The organism is Rhodoferax sp. BAB1 (genome assembly GCF_013334205.1).
Taxonomy (GTDB): domain Bacteria; phylum Pseudomonadota; class Gammaproteobacteria; order Burkholderiales; family Burkholderiaceae_C; genus Hylemonella.
Window position 1 is genome coordinate 1,629,060 of sequence record NZ_CP054424.1, and the last position, 16,681, is coordinate 1,645,740.

General features: G+C 65.9%; 10 protein-coding genes and 1 pseudogene. 6 read left to right on the forward strand and 5 right to left on the reverse strand.

All coding sequences use genetic code 11. The features are described 5' to 3' along the window. Nucleotides 1-107: 107 nt before the first annotated feature. On the reverse strand, nucleotides 108-1,085 hold the full coding sequence (locus tag HTY51_RS07850; RefSeq protein WP_174252222.1) for a tripartite tricarboxylate transporter substrate binding protein: 978 nt from the start codon (nucleotides 1,083-1,085) through the stop codon (nucleotides 108-110). 86 nt (nucleotides 1,086-1,171) lie between these two features. On the opposite strand from HTY51_RS07850, the gene HTY51_RS07855 reads away from it, so the two are divergent. Further along, a complete protein-coding gene (locus HTY51_RS07855; protein ID WP_254607017.1) occupies nucleotides 1,172-1,705 on the forward strand; it encodes a MarR family winged helix-turn-helix transcriptional regulator in 534 nt (177 codons plus the stop codon). Nucleotides 1,706-1,719: 14 nt separating this feature from the next. Here HTY51_RS07855 and HTY51_RS07860 read toward each other — a convergent pair whose 3' ends face one another. Continuing rightward, entirely contained in the window at nucleotides 1,720-2,424 is a 705-nt protein-coding gene (locus HTY51_RS07860; protein ID WP_174252223.1) for a (2Fe-2S)-binding protein, read from the reverse strand. A gap of 82 nt (nucleotides 2,425-2,506) precedes the next feature. Further along, a complete protein-coding gene (locus HTY51_RS07865; RefSeq protein ID WP_174252224.1) occupies nucleotides 2,507-3,394 on the reverse strand; it encodes a DMT family transporter in 888 nt (295 codons plus the stop codon). 140 nt (nucleotides 3,395-3,534) lie between these two features. On the opposite strand from HTY51_RS07865, the gene HTY51_RS07870 reads away from it, so the two are divergent. The 4 genes and pseudogenes from HTY51_RS07870 (at nucleotide 3,535) to HTY51_RS07885 (ending at nucleotide 7,236) form a co-directional block, all read left to right on the forward strand. Beyond that, nucleotides 3,535-4,143, forward strand: a complete 609-nt coding sequence (locus HTY51_RS07870) for a TetR/AcrR family transcriptional regulator (protein ID WP_174252225.1) — start codon at nucleotides 3,535-3,537, stop codon at nucleotides 4,141-4,143. Then, nucleotides 4,140-5,332 (forward strand): annotated as a pseudogene (locus tag HTY51_RS07875) (efflux RND transporter periplasmic adaptor subunit). Before HTY51_RS07870 ends, HTY51_RS07875 begins: the two are co-directional and overlap by 4 nt. Next, nucleotides 5,329-6,519, forward strand: coding sequence for an ABC transporter permease (locus HTY51_RS07880; RefSeq protein ID WP_174252226.1), 1,191 nt, complete (start codon nucleotides 5,329-5,331; stop codon nucleotides 6,517-6,519). Before HTY51_RS07875 ends, HTY51_RS07880 begins: the two are co-directional and overlap by 4 nt. 9 nt (nucleotides 6,520-6,528) lie before the next feature. Further along, complete coding sequence (locus tag HTY51_RS07885; RefSeq protein WP_174252227.1) at nucleotides 6,529-7,236, forward strand: ABC transporter ATP-binding protein; 708 nt, start codon at nucleotides 6,529-6,531, stop codon at nucleotides 7,234-7,236. 133 nt (nucleotides 7,237-7,369) lie between these two features. Here HTY51_RS07885 and hrpA read toward each other — a convergent pair whose 3' ends face one another. Then, nucleotides 7,370-11,278 (reverse strand): ATP-dependent RNA helicase HrpA, encoded by a 3,909-nt coding sequence (gene hrpA / locus HTY51_RS07890; protein ID WP_174252228.1) that lies wholly within the window; start codon nucleotides 11,276-11,278, stop codon nucleotides 7,370-7,372. 331 nt (nucleotides 11,279-11,609) lie between these two features. Here hrpA and argA point away from each other — a divergent pair, with 331 nt between their 5' ends. Next, complete coding sequence (gene argA, locus HTY51_RS07895; RefSeq protein WP_174252229.1) at nucleotides 11,610-12,959, forward strand: amino-acid N-acetyltransferase; 1,350 nt, start codon at nucleotides 11,610-11,612, stop codon at nucleotides 12,957-12,959. 17 nt (nucleotides 12,960-12,976) lie between these two features. Here argA and HTY51_RS07900 read toward each other — a convergent pair whose 3' ends face one another. Continuing rightward, nucleotides 12,977-16,252, reverse strand: a complete 3,276-nt coding sequence (locus HTY51_RS07900; RefSeq protein WP_254607020.1) for a DUF4157 domain-containing protein — start codon at nucleotides 16,250-16,252, stop codon at nucleotides 12,977-12,979. Nucleotides 16,253-16,681 lie beyond the last annotated feature (429 nt).

Consider the following 16,681-nt stretch of genomic DNA (forward strand, 5'->3'; position numbering starts at 1 on the left):
CGCCTTGGGCCCAACGTCCAGGCTGAGCTTGAACTCGTACTTGCGGAAGAAATCCGTCGCACAGTTCGCCACCCTGCGTGGCCCAGGCGCCCATGCAGACCGCACCCTCATTCCCCGGGCTTGAACCCCGACTCGCGGATGGGCGGTCCCCAGCGCTCGTAGTCGGCCTTCATGATCTCGGCCAGCTTCTCGGGCGCATAACCCGTGGGCTCCACGCCCATGTCCGCGAGGCGTTGTGCCACCGCCGGGTCCTGCACCGCCTCGATGGCGGCCTTGGCCAGGCGCTGCACGGTGGCGGCCGGTGTGCCGGCCGGCGCAAACAGCGCGTACCAGGGCGTGGCCACCAGGTCGTAGCCCTGCTCGCGGAAGGTCGGCACGCTGGGGAACTGCGGGCTACGCTTCTCGCCGGCAACGGCCAGCAGGGTGGCGCGCTTGCCCTGCACCAGGGCCTGGATGTCGGCCGCCACGGTGGACAGCGCGGCGATCTCGCCGCTGGCCAATGCCTGCATGGCACCCGCGGTGCCGCGGTAGGGCACGTGCTGCAGCTTGATGCCGGCGGTCTTGCCGAACATCACGCCGAAGAAGTGCGGCAGGCTGCCCGGCGCGGCCGAGCCGTAGAAACCGTTTTTCTCGGGGTTGGATTTGACCCAGGCCACGTACTCCGCCAGCGTGCGCGCCGGCACGCCCGGGCCCACGCCCAGGCCCAGCTGGAAGTTGCTCAGGTGCGCCACCGGGGCAAAGTCCTTGAAGGGGTCGTATTGAAGTCGGCCCGCGTAACTGTGCGGGAAGATGGACATGGTGGCCACCGGTGTCATGAGCAGGGTGTTGCCATCGGCGGGCGCCAGCTTGACCATCTGGTTGGCGATCTGCCCTCCGGCGCCGGTCTTGTTTTCGATGACCACGGGCTGGTTCAGCCGCCTGGCCATGGCTTCGCCCACCACCCGCGCCAGCGCGTCCGAGGTGGCGCCGGCCGGAAAGCCCACGACGATCTTGATCGCGCCGGTCTGGGCCGAAACCAGCGGGGCGCACAGCACGGACAGGGCCAGCAGGCCTGCCCTGGCGAAGAGCGTACGGCGTGGATGCATGGCGGTCTCCTGCGTGTTGTGGGGATCAGGAGAGCTTAGGATGCCTCTCTTGAATTGATCAAATCAATTCTGACTAGGGAAAACCCGTGACGAACCCGCTACGCCAACCTCGCCGGCTCGATGATCTGCTGAACTTCCAGCTGCACATGCTGCAGGCCGTGAGCGGCGCGCCCATCGTGCGCCTGCTGGAAGGCCGCCATGGCATCACCCGGCGCGAATGGCGCCTGCTGGCGCTGCTGGCCGATCGCGGGCCGCTGTCGCCCTCCACGCTGGCCGAACAGGGGCAGCTGGACCGGGCGCGGACTTCGCGCTCCATCGGCATGCTGGTCGCCAAGCAGCTGGCCCTGCGCGAAACCCTGGCCAGCGATCCGCGTCGCGCACAGGTCAGCCTGACGGCGGCCGGGCGGCGGCTCTACGACGAGGTGTTTCCCGAGATTGCGGCCATCAATGCGCAGCTCGTGTCGGCGCTGGACGACGCCACCGTCGATGCGCTGGCGACGGCCATCGAACGCCTGAAGGCCAAGGCGCAGGAACTGAACCTGGCGCTGGCCACCGACATCAAGGCCGGTCGCGGGCAAGGCGGCTCGCGGCGCAAGCTGCAACAGCGCGGGGCGGCATAAGCCCGTGGCGCGGATCAGCACTGGATCGGGTTGCGGCAGAACTTCTCCAGCTCCCGCACCGCGGCCTTGCCGGCCACAGCGTTCTTCGCCTTGGGCCCCACGTCCAGGCTGAGCTTGAACTCGTACTTGCGGAAGAACTCGTCGAACAGTTCACCACCCAGCGTGGCATAAGCCGTCAGCGTGTCGGCCTTCGCATCATGCTCCAGCAGCACGGCGCACAGGGGCTGCTCGGCCGGGCCGTTCAGCACGCGCGCGCCCTGGGCCGGGTCGTACTGGCTGTGTTCGGCGCAGCAGTGGATCAGGTTGTCGGCCACGCCCTTCTTGGCCTTGCTCTTGCGAAAGCTGATGAAGCTCACCTGCTGCGTGGGGTAGACCAGCTGATGCGCACAGATGGCGCTGAAGGCCACGAGGTTGCGTTGCGGCCCCACGCCGCCGGGCCAGACGTAGCTGTCCTTGGCCCGGGTAGCCAGCGGCTGCGGAGCGGCGGGTTTGTCCAGCTTGAGCAGGAACACCGGCGTGGCCTCGAAGGGGTAGTGGAAGACGTAGTTGGTCTGGGCCTGGAGCTGGCTGGCCTTGATCGGGTCGCCGAACTCGTTGGTGAGCAGCACGCGGGCGTAGGTCTTGGGTTTGGCGTCGGCCGCGAAGCTGGGCAGGGCCACGGCCGCCGTGAGGCAGGCCACGCTGGTGGAACAGGTCTCGACGAACTGGCGACGGTCCATGCGAACTCCCGGTCAAGGAAGGACCGGCGGGATGGCCGGATGCGGCCCAATTTATCTGGGGCCGCCTTCCCCTGTCAAGCGCTCAGGTACCCCGGCGCGCTTCGCGCCGCGCGATCCACAGCGTGGCGCCCGCGATGATGGTGCCGCCGATCAGCGAGTGGCTGGTGGGCACATCGGCAAACACCAGCCAGCCCAGCAGCGCGGCCCAGACCAGGTCCAGGAACTTGACGGACTGGGTGGCCGAGATCTCGGCCACGGCGTAGGAGCGCATGAGCAGGTAATGCGCGCCGCTGCCCAGCAGGCCGCAGAGCATGTAGCCGGCCCACTGTGCCGCCGAGACGGGCTGCCAGTTGAGCAGGGCCAGGGGCAGGCTCAGGATCGTCACTGTGATGGACTGCCAGAGCACGATGACCCCGGCCGACTCGTAGCGCGTGAGCGCCTTGCTGATCAGGAAGGAGGCCGCGAACATGGGCGCCGAGGACAGCATGACCAGGCTGTAATAACCGCCGCTGGCCGTGAGGCCGGGGCCCACCACGATGAGCACGCCGCCGAAACCCAGCAGCGCGGCCAGCCAGCGCTCCCAGCGCATGGGCTCGCGCAGGAAGATCCAGGCGCCCAGCATGATGAAGATGGGCGTGGTGAAACCAATGGCCGTGGTGTCCGCCAGCGAGATATGCGGGATGGCCGTGAACCAGATGGCCAGGCCCGTGGTGTGGACGAAACCGCGCACGAACTGCCCGCGTATGTTCTGGGGCATCCAGGCCGCCATGCCGCTGCGCAGCACCAGGGGCAGCAACACGATGACCCCGCAGAGGTAACGCAGGAACTGCGACTGCAGCGGCGGGATCTGCGTGGTGAGGTAACGCGTCATGGTGTTGAGCAGCACGAAACACAGCCCGGCCGCCACGGACCAGAGCAGGCCCTGCACCGTAGGGTCCAGCCGGCCGGCGCGGTGCCGCGTCAGGTCCATTCGCCGGCGCCAGGGGCTGCGATGTGGTTTGAGTTTGTGTTGTCCCCTGACGCGCATCGGCCCAGTTTAGTCCCCGCTTGCGTGCCGGCCTGTCGCGCATGTATACTTGGTAAGTATTCTATTACTTACCAATTGATTCCATGACCTCTCCCACCCCACGACTGGCCACGGCTTCCCGGCAGGCGGAGATCGTCGCGGCGGCCCTGCGGCTGGCCCAGGAGCGCAGCCCTGCCCTGATCACCACCACGGACATTGCCCAGGCGATCGGGGTCACCCAGGGGGCCCTGTTCAAGCATTTCGGGAACAAGGAGGCGATCTGGCTGGCCGCCATGGAGTGGGTACGCGAGAACCTGCTGAACGAAATCCAGACCGCCGCGGCCGCCAGCCCGGAGCCGCTACAGGCCCTGCGCAAGGTGTTCGACGCGCATGTGGGTTTTGTGGCGCACCATCCCGGCGTGCCGCGTTTGATCTTCCATGAACTGCAGCAGCCTGTGGACTCATCCCTCAAGGAAAGCGTGCGCGGGCTGATGAAAAGCTACCGCCAGCTGCTGCTGAACCTGATCAAGCAGGCTATCCAGGCGGGGCAGTGCGACCCCGATCTGGATGCCCCGGCGGCGGCAACGATGTTCGTCGGGATCATGCAGGGCCTGGTCATGCAGTCCATGCTCAGCGGCCATGTCTCCACCCTGCGCTCCGAAGCACCCCGCGTGTTCGATCTCTACCTGCGCAGCCTGCGCGCTCCCTCATGAAAAAAATCAAGTCACTCTCGCCCCGGCTGCTGGTGCTGCTCGTCATGGGCCTGCTGCTGCTGGCCGCGCTGGTCTTCATCATCCGCCGCTCCGGGCCGCTGGCCCCGGTGCGCGTGACCGTCGTCACCGCTGCCGAAGCTGCCATCACCCCGGCGCTGTACGGCATCGGCACGGTAGAAGCCCGCCGCAGCTACCTGATCGGCCCCACCAGTGCCGGCCGTGTGCTGCGCGTACTGGTCGACGCTGGCGAGCGCGTGAAGGCCGGGCAATTGCTGGCCGAGATGGACCCGGTGGACCTGCAGCAGCGCGTCGAGGCGCTCGAGGCCTCGCTGGCACGCGCGGCCAGCATGAACGAAGCGGCCCAGGCCCAGGTCGCCGATGCCCAGGCCCGGCGCGAGTTGGCCCGGGCCAATGCGCGGCGCTACCAGGAGCTGGGGCAGCAGAACTTTGTCAGCCCGGGCGTGGTGGAAGCCCGGCAACAGGAACTGCTCTCGGCCGAGGCCCAGGTGCGGGCGGCCCAGGCCAATCTGTCTGCCGCCGCGCAGGACCTGACCCGGCTTCAGGCCGAACGTTCTGCCCTGCAGCAACAACGCCGCAACACGCGCCTGCTGGCCACGCAGGACGGCGTGGTGCTGTCACGTGATGCCGAGCCGGGCTCCACGGTGGTGGCCGGCCAGGCCGTGCTCAAGCTCATCGATCCGGCCAGTCTTTGGATCAAGGCGCGTTTCGATCAAGGCCGTTCGACCGGGCTGGCGCCGGGTCTGGCCGCCGGGATCGTGCTGCGTTCGCGCCCGAACAGCCCGCTGGCGGGAAAGGTCAGCCGTGTGGAGCTGCAGGGCGACAGCGTGACGGAGGAGCGCATTGCGCAGATCAGCTTCGACCAGCCCCCCCCGGCCTGTCGGTCGGCGAACTGGCCGAGGTCACCTTGCGCCTGCCCGCAACACCACGCTCGCTGGTACTGCCCAATGCCGCCATCCGCCGTCACCAGGGCCAGGCCGGCGTCTGGCTGATGGTGGACGACCAGCTGAGCTTCGCACCGCTGCAGCTGGGCGAGACCAGTCTCGATGGGCAGGTGCGTGTGCTCGACGGCCTGCAAGCCGGCGCGACGGTCGTCGTGTACAGCGAGAAGGAGATCGGTGCCGGCAGCCGTATCAAGGTGGTGCCGACACTCACGGAGCCAGCGCAATGATCAGCCTGGCCGGCCGGGATGTGCTGCACTCCTGGGCCAAGTTCGTCTTCACCGGCATCGGCCTTGGCCTGCTGATCGGCGTCACGCTGACCATGGCCGGGGTCTACCGCGGCATGGTGGACGACGCGCGCGCCCTGCTGAACAACAGCGGCGCCGAGCTCTGGGTGGTGCAGAAAGACACCCAGGGACCGTATGCCGAGTCGTCCAGCCTGCGCGACGACGTCTATCGCTCGATCCTGGGCATGCCCGGTGTGGCCCGCGCGGCCAACGTGACCTACTTCACCATGCAGGTGCGGCGCGACGGCAACGACGTGCGCGCCATGGTGGTGGGCATGGTGCCCGGCCAGCCGGGCGAAGCCGGTTATCTGGTGGCCGGCCGGCACCTCACGCGCAACCACTACGAGGCCGTGGTCGACGTGAAGACGGGGTTTCGCCTGGGCGACCAGATCCGCATCCGCCGCCATGACTACCGCGTGGTCGGCCTGACGCAGCGCATGGTGTCTTCCGGCGGCGACCCCATGGTCTTCATCCCGCTGGCCGACGCGCAGGAAGCCCAGTTCCTGAAAGACAACGAGGCCATCCTCAACGATCGCGCCCGCACCGCCGCCAACCCGGCCCTGAACCGCCCGGCCGTGCCGGGCCTGCTGGAAGCCGTGCAGGCTGCGCAAAGCAGCAACCACAACGTGAACGCGGTGCTGGTGCAGCTCCAGCCGGGCTTCCATCCGGAGCAGGTGGCCGAACCGATCCGCCGCTGGAAGCACCTGGAGGCCTACACGCGCGAGCAGATGGAAGAAATCCTGGTGGCCAAGCTGATCGCCACCTCGGCCAAGCAGATCGGCATGTTCCTGGTGATCCTGGCCATCGTGAGCGCGGCCATCGTGGCCTTCATCATCTACACCATGACCCTGGGCAAGCTGCGCGAGATCGCCGTGCTCAAGCTCATCGGCACGCGCAACCGCACCATCGCCGGCATGATCCTGCAGCAGGCGCTGGGCCTGGGCCTGATCGGCTTCATCGTGGGCAAGACGGCGGCCACGGTCTGGGCGCCCTTCTTCCCCAAGTACGTGCTGCTGGAGACGGGCGACGCCGTGCGCGGCCTGATCGCCGTGATGGTGATCTGCGCCCTGGCCAGCACGCTGGCCATCCGCGTGGCGCTACGGGTCGATCCTGGCGCTGCGATTGGATAAGGACAGACCATGAGTGAACTGGGCATCCGCATCGAAGGCCTGAGCAAACGCTACGGCGAAGGCGACGCCGCCGTGCACGCGCTCAAGGACGTGAACATGAGCGTGGCGCCGGGCGAGGTGGTGGGTCTGATCGGCCCCTCGGGCTCGGGCAAGAGCACCTTGCTCAAGTGCCTGGGCGCCATCATCGAACCCACGGCCGGGCGCATGACGCTGGGCAAGCAGACCATCTACGACGACGGCTGGACCATCCCCGACCTGCGCGCGCTGCGGCGCGACAGCATCGGCTTCGTCTTCCAGGCGCCCTACCTGATTCCCTTCCTGGACGTGACCGACAACGTGGCCCTGCTGCCCATGCTGGCCGGCCAGCCCAACGGCAAGGCCCGTGCCCGGGCCCGCGAGCTGCTGCAGGCCCTGGACGTGGCGCACCGCGCCGCCGCCGAGCCCTCGCAACTCTCGGGCGGCGAACAGCAGCGCGTGGCGATTGCCCGCGCCCTGGCCAACCAGCCGCCGGTGATCCTGGCCGACGAACCCACGGCGCCGCTGGACAGCGAACGCGCGCTGGGTGTCATGCGCATCCTGAACCAGATGGCCCAGCAGTACCGCACGGCCATCATCGTGGTCACGCACGACGAGAAGATCATCCCGACCTTCAAGCGCATCTATCACATCCGGGATGGGCGTACCTACGAGGAGGCGGGCGAAGGGCTCGCCCTGTGACGAAAGAACTGCGGCTTAACTGGTGAGCTGCTGCCGGGCTGTCGCCCGGCGTCGACCTGACGGCCGACCCAGGCCTTGTAGCTCCAGCATCACATGGCTGCGGCCATATGAGCCTACGCTGCAAAGCTTGGCATCAGCTGTTCAGCTGCTGCCAAGCTTTGTCCAACCTCTTCACACTCACCGGTTGCGGGGTACGCAACTCCTGCGCAAAAAAGCTCACCCGCAGTTCCTCCAGCAGCCAGCGGAATTCCTGCAGGCGCTCGTCCATCACACCCTTGCGCTCGGCCACCAGGCGCCAGTAGCGCTGTTCCTGCGGGCGCAGCTCGGCCAGGCGGGCCGCGTCGCGGGCCGGGTCGGCGCGGTACTTGTCCAGGCGGGCCGTGATGGCCTTGAGATAACGGGCAAAGTGCTGCAGTTGCGGCCAGGGGGTCTGGGCGATGAAGCGTTTGGGCATCAGGCGCTGCAGCTGCTGGGTGCAGTCGGCCGTGGCGTCGGGCGCGTTTTTGGTGTCCTTGATCTTGCGCACCGCTGCAGCGTATTCGATGAGGATGACACCGGCCAGGCGCGCCACTTCGTTGGCGATCAGGGTCAGGCGGCCTCTGCCCTCCTCCAGCCGCTTCCTGAAATCGAATTCGTCGGCCGGCAGCGGGTCCAGCAGAAACGCGCGTTCCAGCGCCACGTCGATGATCTGGGCGCGCAGTTCTTCCATCGTGCCCAGGGGCATATAGGCCACGGCCATCTTCTGCAGCTCGGGGATGTTCTTTTCAAGGTACTTGAGCGCGTCCTTGATCTGCAGGGCGAACAGGCGGCGCAGGCCGCCGCGGTGTCTGGCCGCGGCCACCTCGGGTTCGTCGAAGACCTCGATGCCCACGGCCTCGCCCAGATCGATCAGGGCCGGGAAGCCGATCAGGGTCTGCCCGCCCTTGCGGATCTCCATGAGCTCAGGCAGCTCGCCAAAGGTCCAGGCCGTGTAGCGCTGGTCCGCAGGTACGGTGGGTGCGGCTGTTGCATTCTTCTCCGTTCGGACTGAGGCGGTCGTTGTCCCCGGCACGCGCTGCCCTTCGACAGGCTCAGGGCGAACGGTATTGGGCTGGGCCTGCGACGCCAGCTTGAGCCCGGCCAGGGCCTGGAAGGCACCGCGTGCCTGCGCACCGAGTTCGGCCTTGAGTGCGCCGAGGTTACGGCCTGTGCCCATCTGGCGGCCATGCTCGTCCACCACGCGGAAGTTCATGAAGAGGTGGGGGCTCAGCATGTCGAGCTTGAAGTCGGCGCGCTTGACGTCCAGGCTGGTGATGTCGCGCACCTGTTTGAGCAGCGCATCGGTCAGGCCGCCGCGGCCGAAAGCTTCGGGCGTGCCCATGGTCTCGGCCAGTTTGGCCGCCGACTCCGGCAGCGGCACGAAGCGGCTGCGCGGGCGCTGCGGCAGGCTCTTGAGCAGGGCCTGGATCTTGTCTTTCAGCATGCCGGGTACCAGCCACTCGCAACGGTCCTCGTTGACCTGGTTCAGCACGAACAGCGGCACGCTCACGGTGAGGCCATCGCGCGGGTCACCGGGTTCGTGCAGGTAGCTGACGGCACAATCGACTCCCCCTAAACGCAGGGTCTTGGGGAAGGCATTGGTGGTGATGCCCGCGGCCTCGTGGCGCATGAGTTCTTCGCGCGTCAGTCGCAGCAGGTTCGGGTTCTTCTTGCTTTCTTCGCGGTACCAGCGCTCGCACTCGTAACCGCTGCAGATATCGGCCGGCAGCTGCTGGTCGTAATAGGCGTAGATGAGTTCGTCGTCCACCAGCACGTCCTGCCGGCGCGACTTGTGCTCCAGCTCTTCGACCTGGCGGATCAGCTTTTCATTGGCGGCGATGAAAGGCAGCTTGGTTTCCCACTCGCCGCCCACGATGCCTTCACGGATGAAGATCTCGCGCGCGGCCACCGGGTCCACCTTGCCGTAGTTCACACGGCGCCCGCTGTAGACCACGATGCCGTAGAGCGTGGCACGCTCCAGCGCCACCACTTCGGCGGCCTTCTTTTCCCAGTGCGGGTCCAGCAGTTGTTTCTTGAGCAGGTGGCCGGCCACCTGCTCGATCCAGCCAGGCTCGATGTTGGCGATGCCGCGGCCGAAGAGGCGTGTGGTCTCCACGAGTTCGGCCACCACGATCCAGCGGCCCGGCCGTTTGCTCAGGTGCGCGCCTGGGTGGCGGTGGAACTTGATGCCGCGCGCCCCCAGGTACTCACCGGCGCTAGCCTCTTCCTCCAGCTTGCAGCCCACGTTACCCAGCAGGCCAGCCAGCATGGACAGGTGCAGTTGTTCGTAGCTGGCAGGGGCCGTGTTGATCTGCCACTTGTGCTCGGTCACCACGGTCAGCAGCTGGCTGTGGATGTCGCGCCACTCGCGCACCCGGCGGATGTTGACGAAGTTCTGGCGCAGCAGCTGTTCGTACTGGCGGTTGGACAGCTTGTGGGTGGCCCCTGCACCGGCCGGGTGGGCGTGTTTGTCACCCCGGGCCTCGTTGATCCACTTCCACAGCTTCAAATAGCCTGTGAACTCGCTTTTCTCGTCGTCGAACTTGGCATGGGCCTGGTCGGCCTGGGTCTGCATCTCCATGGGGCGGTCGCGCACGTCCTGCACGCTCAGGGCGCTGGCGATGATCAGCACCTCTTCCAGCGCACCGCGGGCCTTGGCCTCCAGGATCATGCGGCCCACGCGCGGGTCCAGCGGCAATTTGGCCAGTTCCCGGCCCATGGGGGTGAGTTCGTTCTGCTCGTCCACCGCGCCGAGTTCGGCCAGCAGCTGGTAGCCGTCGGCAATGGCGCGGCCGGAAGGCATTTCCAGGAAGGGGAAGTCTTCCACCACACCGAGGTGCAGGGACTTCATGCGCAGGATGACGCCGGCGAGCGAGGAGCGCAGGATCTCGGGCGTGGTGAAACGCTCACGCCCGGCAAAGTCCTTCTCGTCGTAGAGGCGGATGCAGATGCCGTTGGCCACCCGGCCGCAGCGGCCGGCGCGCTGGTTGGCGGCGGCCTGGCTGACCGGCTCCACCATCAGCTGCTCTACCTTGCTACGGAAACTGTAGCGCTTGACGCGGGCCGTGCCGGTGTCGATCACGTAGCGGATGCCGGGCACGGTGAGGGAGGTTTCGGCCACGTTGGTGGCCAGCACGATGCGCCGGCCGCTGTGGCTGTCGAACACGCGGTCCTGCTCGGCCTGGCTCAGGCGGGCAAACAGCGGCAGCACCTCGGCATTGCGCGTGATGGCGTTGTGGCTCAGGTGCTTACGCAGGTGGTCGGCGGCCTCGCGGATCTCGCGCTCTCCGGGCAGGAAGACCAGGATGTCGCCCGCGGCGTTGCCTTGCCAGAGTTCGTCCACGCCTTCCGCGATGGCGTCGTTGAGATCAAACTCGCGGCTTTCTTCAAAAGGCCGCCAGCGCTGCTCCACGGGAAAGGTGCGGCCCGAGACCATGATGACCGGCGCCGGGCCCTTGCTCGATGCAAAGTGCTGGGCAAAACGGTCGGCGTCGATGGTGGCCGAGGTGACGACGATCTTGAGGTCCGGGCGGCGCGGCAGGATCTGGCGCAGGTAACCCAGCAGGAAGTCGATGTTGAGGCTGCGCTCGTGCGCCTCGTCGATGATGATGGTGTCGTAGGCCTGCAGCAGCGGGTCGGTCTGGGTCTCGGCTAGCAGGATGCCGTCGGTCATGAGCTTGACGGACGCATCTTTCGACAGGCGGTCCTGGAAACGCACCTTGTAGCCCACTACCTCGCCCAGCGGCGTCTTGAGCTCTTCGGCGATGCGCTTGGCCACCGAGCTGGCGGCGATCCGGCGCGGCTGGGTGTGGCCGATCAGGCGGCCGCGCTGGCCGGCGGGGTAGTTCAGCTTGCCGCGGCCCATGGCCAGGGCGATCTTGGGCAGCTGGGTGGTCTTGCCCGAGCCGGTCTCGCCGCAGACGATGATGACCTGGTGCTGCGCCAGGGCGGCCGCGATTTCGTCGCGTTTGGCCGACACCGGCAGCGACTCGGGGAACTCGATTTTCAGGGGAGAGGAACTCAAGGGGCAACTTCAGGGAGAATCACAGGGCCTGCTAACGCCAATTTCGCAAGATGCGTTGCGGATCAAAAAAGTCATGCGGTAGGCGCGTGGACGCCGCCGGGGTCATCCCCGGCAAGTCCGCGCAACACCCCGCATGGCTTTTTTGGCCGCAACCCGAAGGGAAAGTGCTTAAAACCGTGCCACTCGTTGTTGCACTCCTAGCCCAGGCGACCTGCCTGGGCGTCGTCGCGCGCCTAGATTGGCGCGGTTTTAAGCACTTTCGCACTTGCGAAATTGGCGTTAGCAGGCCCTAATTATCCCTGCCATTACACCCTCGCCCGCCCTACCCAGCATGTCCGCCGTCTTCAACTTCACCTTCGTGCCCTGGTTCCGCTCGGTGGCGCCCTACATCCACATGCACCGTGGCAAGACCTTTGTGGTGGGCATCGCGGGTGAGGCCATCGCCGCCGGCAAGCTGCAGCACCTGGCGCAGGACCTGGCGCTGATCCAGAGCATGGGCGTGAAGGTGGTGCTGGTGCACGGCTTCCGCCCGCAGGTGAACGAACAGCTCAAGGCCAAGGGCCACGCCGCCAAGTACTCGCACGGCATGCGCATCACCGACGAGGTGGCGCTGGACTGCGCGCAGGAGGCCGCCGGCCAGCTGCGTTACGAAATCGAGGCCGCCTTCAGCCAGGGCCTGCCCAATACGCCCATGGCCGGCGCCACGGTGCGTGTGCTCTCGGGCAACTTCATCACGGCGCGCCCGGTGGGCATCGTCGACGGGGTGGACTTCCAGCACTCGGGCCTGGTGCGCAAGGTGGACGTGGCCGGCATCAACCGCACCCTGGACATGGGCGCCATGGTGCTGCTCTCGCCCTTCGGCTTCTCGCCCACGGGCGAGGCCTTCAACCTGACCATGGAAGAGGTGGCCACCAGCGTGGCCATGGCCATGCACGCCGACAAGCTGATCTTCGTGACCGAGGTGCCGGGCATCCGCATCCACGCCAACGAGCCCGAGAGCGACGACAACCCCATCGACACCGAACTGCCGCTGGCCGCCGCCGAACTGCTGCTGGCCCAGATGCCGGCCGGCCAGCGCCCGACCGACACCGCCTTCTACCTGCAGCACTGCGTGAAGGCCTGCAAGGGCGGCGTGGAGCGCAGCCACATCATCCCCTTCGCGGTGGACGGCGCGCTGCTGCTGGAGGTCTATGTGCACGACGGCATCGGCACCATGGTGGTGGACGAGAAGCTGGAGGAACTGCGCGAAGCCACGGCCGACGACGTGGGCGGCATCCTGCAGCTGATCGAACCGTTCGAGAAGGACGGCACCCTGGTCAAGCGCGACCGCACCGAGATCGAGCGCGACATCGGCAACTACACCATCGTCGAACACGACGGGGTGATCTTCGCCTGCGCCGCGCTCTACCCCTACCCCGAGGCCAGGACCGCCGAGATGGCGGCGCTGACCGTCTCGCCCGAATCCCAGGGCCAGGGCGACGGCGAGAAGGTCCTGAAGCGCATCGAGCAGCGCGCCAAGGCCATGGGCCTGGACAGCATCTTCGTGCTGACCACGCGCACCATGCACTGGTTCATCAAGCGGGGTTTCCAGAACGTGGACCCGGACTGGCTGCCCGAGGCGCGCAAGCGCAAGTACAACTGGGACCGCAAGTCTCAGGTGCTGGTGAAGAAGCTGGGGTAGGACCTGCGGGCCCGGCGTCACCTGACGGGCCGGCCGGAGGTATCGAATATCGGGGTTGAGGCGTAAGTGTCGCCGCCGGCAGATCGGGCGAATCCTTGAGCATTCCCCTCGGGGGTCACTTCAATACGAACATCTCCCAGAGATGTCAAACCACTTTCGCCTAACACTTCGACGCGGTATTCGATCGCGGCCAGTCTCAGCGTCGTAGGATGGGTTTCCACCACCGTCGTGACGTGGATCCGCCCTCCCTCCGGAAGAATCCGATCCCTGAGATCGCGCAAGAACCGCTCGATCCCACGATTCTGGAGTATCTGGTTGACAAACTCCGGTGCCAGGCGGATAGCCTCGCCGCTTTCGGCGCCAAGACCCGCCCCCGACGCATGAGCGCGCTGCCAGCCTCTCAATACTTCAATCGCATATTCGCCGGCGCTCCTCATGTGACGTTCCAGTCCGGCGCGGACTTCCCTGAACCCCAGCCATGCCCGCAAGACCACCCTCTGATCGCCCAGAGCAGGCCGCTCGAACGAGTAAACCCCTGAAGGAATTCTTTCGGGCATGGCAGTCCGGCGAGCCCCTCGGGCTTCTGCTTCCGCAACCGTCATTTCCGTCCATCCAGCGGCGGTGTGCCCGTGATAGCGGGTTCCTTCGGGGTAATAGATCGATCCGTCTGGATTGACGCTGACTCGCTCGGAAGGATCGAGAACACGCGGGGTTCTGGCAGCTTCAGGGGCTGCTTCGGCTGCGGGCGATTCAGGCGGCGCAGACTCGGGGCTTGCCGATCCGGATTCCGCACCGGCTTCGGCCGCTGTTTCAGATCCCGGCTCCTCCGGCACGACTTCTTCAACAGGCATTGCTGCCGTCTCGCGCTCAAGCCTGGCGATTTCGTCGCGCATGGCCCTGATTGCCGCCCGCCCGGCTTCGGTGCTGAGATGTTCGCGCAATGCCTCCCGATCCGACCGCCATGTCTCGATGATCTCGCGCAAGCGGGCAAGCCTTGCCCGGCGGATGGTGCCTGTCGGGTCGGCGAGATAGGCGTCTACCAAGGCGTTGGGCATACCGGGCGCGGCGGGCGACGCAACATCTGGCGCAGGCGGAGTTGATGTGGTTGTCGGCGCAACCGCCTCAACCAGGGGAGACGTCCCCGTGACCGGCGCGGCAGGAGCTGCGGCTGTCTCGACGGGAGGCACCATCTCTGCGACCGGCGCGGCAGGAGCGGCAGCAACATCGATGGGGCGGGCCGTCTCTGCGACTGGGGCGGCAGGAGCCGGGGCTACCTCGACGGGGGGAGCTATCTCTGCAACCGGTGGTGCGACGGGAGCGGCGGCGGTCTCGACGGGAGGTGTCGCGGTTGTCAGTCTCGGAGATTCGGCCGCGCGAGCCGGATCAACAAAAATCTCGGACTCGGGGATCAGCGGCAATTCGACCAAGGCAGGTGCTTCGACCATGGGCCCTGCGCCACCAACTCTGCCCGGACCACCACCCGCCCCCCGGGCGGCCGGAACGGCGTCCGCGACACCAAGCATAAGTCCCATGCCGGCAACCCGTCCCCAGCGCAGCACGGCGCCACGAACAGTGGCGCTTCGCGCCGCGCCTGCAAAGGCGGCGCCCCCCATGAAAACCGCGGTGTCAATGATCAGCTGACGGATCGGCTCGGCCGCCATATTCATGTGGTATTCCGAGAGCGCGGTCGGGTTGCCTTGCTCATCGTCCCTGACTCGGCTCATATGAAAACCGGCCTCCAGCAATACCTCTTCCACATCGGACAGGAACCGGATCCCCATGACATACCCTGCGCCACGAAGGAGGACTTCCACGGCAACGCCTAGCCCGAAGATGTAGGGACTCGGGTTGCGCATCGCAAACGCAGTGAAGGCATGGCCGACCATGAAACCTGTCAGAACACCTATGGTCTCGGCGAGCGCCACGGTGATGTCACCCGGCAAGCCTTCGCGGATTCTTCCCGAGACGGTCTCGATGTGCTGAAACGTTATCAACGCGGCCTGCTCGACCATGGCGATATCGTGTGTCCCCGTCGCCTGCAGGAACAGGTTGAGGGTGAGCATGTCGATCTCTTCCCGATGCGTCATCGGCGGCTCGCTGCTGGCCATCGATTCACGCAACGCCGACTCGGAAACCGCAAACCCGATATAGCCGTGATCCCGGGGAGCAAAGCTCCATCTCAACGGCTGACCGAGATCGTCGTACAAGAGGATGCCGTTGTTGCGATGGACGATGCCCAGTATTTCTCCCTCGGGAATGCCGTGGCCAATGCGCAGACGGTTTGCCGTTGCCGTTGGATTGCCACGTGTGTATTGCTCCAGTATCCGCTCAATCAGAGAGCCGAAAGTATCGGGACTGCTCCCACCAGCATTCACGAAATCAACCCACCCCTGCGTGAACAAGGCTGTAAGAATGCGACGCAGGCTGTCATCATCGATCAGCGCTTCCAGCTCTTCAGGCGTCAGGCCGTCACTGGCCAGCGCACGGTTGGCGTCGTTCAGCGGCAGGCTTGTGAAATGCTGCATCATCAAAAGATAGAGCAGGCTCAGACGGGCATTGCCCTCCATGACCGTCAGGTCAGTACGTGCGGGGTAGATATGGCGATCCGTCGTGGCGGCAGCAGGATCGGCAGAAGCAGCAGGCTCTGGGTGCGCCCCTTCCCGGGCAATGCTGTCCAATCCGACCGGCTCTGGCGGCAACTCCTGCAAGCCGGTTCGAACTTCTCTTTCCCGGACATCAGGATAGTGAGACGCCATCCAGCCTGCGATTTGCCGGTGAAAGTCCAAGGCAATCGACAGGCGCACCGGACGATCGGGAGGATAACCAGTGGTCGTCGGATCGTCTCGGGAGAGTGAGAAATGATGCTCTTCAGCGAGGAACGCACGGATCGCTGCTTCCGTCACGCCTTGAAAAGCGTTATTGATGTGCAGGATGACGAATCGTTCCAGGCTCTGTATCCAGCCCACATAGTCCGCCGGATTGAACATGTAGTACCAGACTCCGCCCGGCGTCTGGCCAACAAACATCTGCCCCTGGGCCGGCATGCCTGACACCGCTGACGCGGCGGCAACGTCGCCCTCCTGCCGCGCGAATAGATAGTTCCCGGAATTTCTCTGCTGGATGACGTGCGCGAGTTCGTGCGCAAGAAGGTGTTTTCCCGTCGCTGAATCGGGTTGGTACTCGCCACTGTCAAAGACGATGTCTTCTCCGAACGTATACGCTCTTGCATTGATGCCGCGGGCCGACTGTGCGGCGGTCGCATCGGTATGCACCCGAACCTGACCAAGGTTCACGCCCAGCCGTGGTTCGAAAAACCCTCGGGCTTCCTGGTCGAGTGGATGCCCTTCTGAATTGAGGAGGTTCGGAATTGAAGGCCCACCTCCTCCCGGAGGTAGAGGGGAAGCGGAAGCGAACCGCTCCTTCATCTGAAGCGTTGCGGGGGCTTCCTCCTGAGACTCCGATTCTCCGGAACTTTCCCTCCTTCTATCCGGCCCCGAAGTGCGTCCTCCGCCGACAGGACGAATCTCGCCAGGTGACATGTTCATGACCTTGTCCGCAATCTGGTCGGCTTCAAGCTCCGCAGGTTCGCCCGACACGGAGACTCGAATGCCACCACCGCCCGCCTGACAAGCGGGACAGCCGCCACCGCAAGGACATGCTGCCTTGCGTTGAAGCAGAAGCGATGGAGATTGCGAAGAGCCTGAAGCAAGGATCGCTTCAGG